The 2861-nt window shown below is 72.2% G+C and carries 4 protein-coding genes; 3 read left to right on the top strand and 1 reads right to left on the bottom strand.

Going from position 1 to position 2861, the window contains the following annotated elements; genetic code table 11:
* The coding region (locus AC1DY2_RS18125; protein WP_476763679.1) for a LysR family transcriptional regulator at window positions 1-291 on the bottom strand (291 nt) is incomplete at its 3' end.
* Between the two features lie 72 nt (window positions 292-363).
* Between AC1DY2_RS18125 and AC1DY2_RS18120 the strand changes: the two genes are divergently transcribed.
* From AC1DY2_RS18120 to ligD, 3 genes are all read left to right on the top strand, one after another.
* The gene (locus tag AC1DY2_RS18120; RefSeq protein WP_476763678.1) at window positions 364-1281 is read left to right on the top strand and encodes an EamA family transporter; all 918 of its coding nucleotides are present in this window, start codon (window positions 364-366) and stop codon (window positions 1279-1281) included.
* On the top strand, window positions 1278-2078 hold the full coding sequence (locus AC1DY2_RS18115) for a lysophospholipid acyltransferase family protein (RefSeq protein ID WP_476763677.1): 801 nt from the start codon (window positions 1278-1280) through the stop codon (window positions 2076-2078). Before AC1DY2_RS18120 ends, AC1DY2_RS18115 begins: the two co-directional genes overlap by 4 nt.
* Window positions 2079-2096: 18 nt before the next feature.
* Window positions 2097-2861 (top strand): non-homologous end-joining DNA ligase (gene ligD / locus AC1DY2_RS18110; protein ID WP_476763676.1); only part of this gene is annotated, 765 nt, incomplete at its 3' end.

The raw sequence follows: 2861 nt of genomic DNA, 5'->3' as shown, positions 1-2861 counted from the left end.
CGAGGCGATGCGCATCGGCGCCGAACGGCGGGTGCCGCTCGCGGCGAGCGCCTCGAGCCGCTCGAGGCCGGTGAGGAGCTCGCGCCCCTCGACGGCGAGGGCGCGTCCGCGATCGGTGAGGAGGACGCCGCGGCCGCGACGCTCGAGGAGGACGGCGTCGAGGTCGCGTTCGAGCTTCTTCACCTGCTGGGAGACGGCCGACGGCGTGTAGCCGAGTCGCTCCGCGGCCGCGACGACGGAGCCGTCGCGATCGACGGCGACGAGCGCCCGAAGGCCTTGCAGGTCGATCATGAAGCGATCGTACGTGATCAGCGCAACCATTCGGAACTGGTTCTGACGTTTGGGTGCTGCGAGGCTGGCATCGTGACCCCCCGACACCTCATCCTCGGACTCCTCGTCGCCATCGTCTGGGGCGTGAACTTCGTCGTCATCGACCTCGGCCTGCGGGACACCCCGCCGCTCGTGCTCGTGGCCCTCCGGTTCGCCCTGGTCGCGGTGCCGCTCGTCTTCATCGTGCCGAAGCCGGATGCCTCCTGGCGGGTGCTCGCCGGCATCGGCCTGTTCATGAGCGCGGGCCAGTTCGGCCTGCTGTTCACCGCCATGCACCTCGGGCTTCCCGCCGGCCTCGCCGCGGTGGTGCTGCAGTGCCAGATGATCTTCACGCTCGTGATCGGCGCCGTCGCCCTGCGCGAGCGACCGTCGCCGATCCAGCTCCTCGGCGCGCTCGTGGCCGTGGCGGGACTGGGGATCGTGGCCGCGGGACGGCTCGAGGGTGCGGCGGGTGCCGCGGCGATCCTGCCGATGCTCGTCTGCGTGGCCGCGGGCCTCAGCTGGGGGATCGGGAACGTGATCTCGCGCTCCGCAGCGGGCGCCAACGGCTTCGGCATCGTGGTGTGGTCCGCGCTCTTCGTGCCGGTGCCGGTGCTCGCCCTGAGTCTCGTGCTCGACGGCCCGGCGGTCGTCGGCGACGCGTTCGCCACCATCGGGTGGCCCACGGTCATCAGCGTCGGCTACACCGCTGGGGTCGCGTCGCTGGTCGGCTACACGATCTGGAACATGCTGCTCGGGAAGTACCCGGCTGCGCTCGTCGCACCGTTCGCGCTCCTCGTCCCCCCGGTCGGGCTCGCCGCGGCCGCGCTCTGGCTCGGGCAGATCCCGAACACGCTCGAGCTCGTCGGCAGTGCGGTGCTCGTCGCCGGCGTAGCCGCCGGGCAGCTGCGGGGCCTGGGCGAGCGCTGGTTCAGGCGCCGTCCAGTGGCAGCGCCTACGCTCAGGGGATGACGCGTCGACGCGAGAGCGAACCCATCTACAGCGTGGCGATCGTCGCGGGTCGCGGACTCTTCGGCTTCTGGCGGCTCAAGCGGCAGGTCAGCGGCGTCGAGCACGTGCCCGCCTCGGGCGGAGCGGTGCTCGCGATGACGCACTTCGGCTACCTCGACTTCGCCCTCGTGGAGTGGGTGACGTGGCTGGCGAACCGCCGCCGCATCCGCTTCATGGCCAAGCAGGGCGCGTTCGACAAGCCCGTCGTCGGATGGCTCCTGCGGGGCATGCGGCACATCGCCGTCGACATGAAGGCCGGAGCGGCGGCCTACGCCAAGGCGGTCGAAGCACTCCGCAGCGGCGAGCTGCTCGGCGTGTTCCCCGAGGCGGGCGTCAGTGCGTCGTTCACGGTGCGCGAGCTCAAGACCGGCGCCGTGCGCCTCGCCGCCGAGGCGGACGTGCCGGTCGTCCCGGTCGCCGTCTGGGGCGGCCAGCGGCTGCTCACGAAGCGCCATCGCATCAGGTTCCGGGAGCGCTTCGGCGTGCCGGTCGCCTTCGCCTTCGGTCCGCCCATCACGGTCGCCGCCGACGAGGAACCGCACGTCGCCACGGATCGRCTGCGCACGTCGCTCCAGGGCCTCGTCGACGACCTGCAGCGCCGGTACCCCGTCGACGGCACCGGCGCGTGGTGGCAGCCGAGGCGTCTCGGGGGCACGGCCCCCACGCCCGAGGAGGCCGCGGCCGCGGATGCCGCTCGGGATGCCGCGCGCGAGGCCGCTCAGGAGCAGGCGCGTGGCACGGGGGGCGTGTCGCACTGAGGGAGTAGCGTCGGCAGCATGGCCGGCGCTGCAGCAACGCTCACTGTCCCCGGTCCGCACGGCGATCGCGACGTGCGGATCTCCTCACCCACGCGGGTGCTCTGGCCCGAACCGGGCATCACGAAGCTCGAGCTCGCCGAGTACCTCGTCGCCGTCGGCGACGCGTTCATCGAGGCGAACGGCGACCGTCCCGTCTCCCTCCAGCGGTTCCCCGAGGGAATCGACGGCGAGCAATTCTTCTCGAAGAACCCGCCGAAGGGTGCGCCCGAGTGGGTGCGATCGGTCACCGTCACGTACCCCAGCGGCCGGCGGCATCCGCAGCTCGTGCTCGACGAACCCGCGGCAGCGGTCTGGGCCGCGCAGATGAACACGATCGTGTTCCATCCGTGGGCCTCGAGCGCCGACGACACCGACGACCCCGACCAGTTGCGCATCGACCTCGACCCGCAGCCGGGCACCGGCTTCGCCGAGGCGGTGCCCGCCGCCCTGGCGCTGCGCGAGCTCATGGCCGAGGTCGGGCTGACCGCGTTCGTGAAGACGTCGGGGAGCCGTGGCATCCACGTCTTCGCCCCGATCGAGCCCGAGCACGAGTTCCTCGACGTGCGGCACGCCGTCATCGCGCTCGCTCGCGAGCTCGAGCGTCGCATGCCCGAGCAGCTCACCACCGCCTGGTGGAAGGAGGAGCGCGGCGACCGCATCTTCATCGACTACAACCMGGCGAACCGCGACCGCACGATGGCGGGGGCCTACAGCCCGCGACCGCTCCCGCACGCGCCCGTGTCG

This window comes from Agromyces sp. P1_H4 (assembly GCF_056405255.1).
This window is presented reverse-complemented; position numbering and strand designations above follow the sequence as displayed.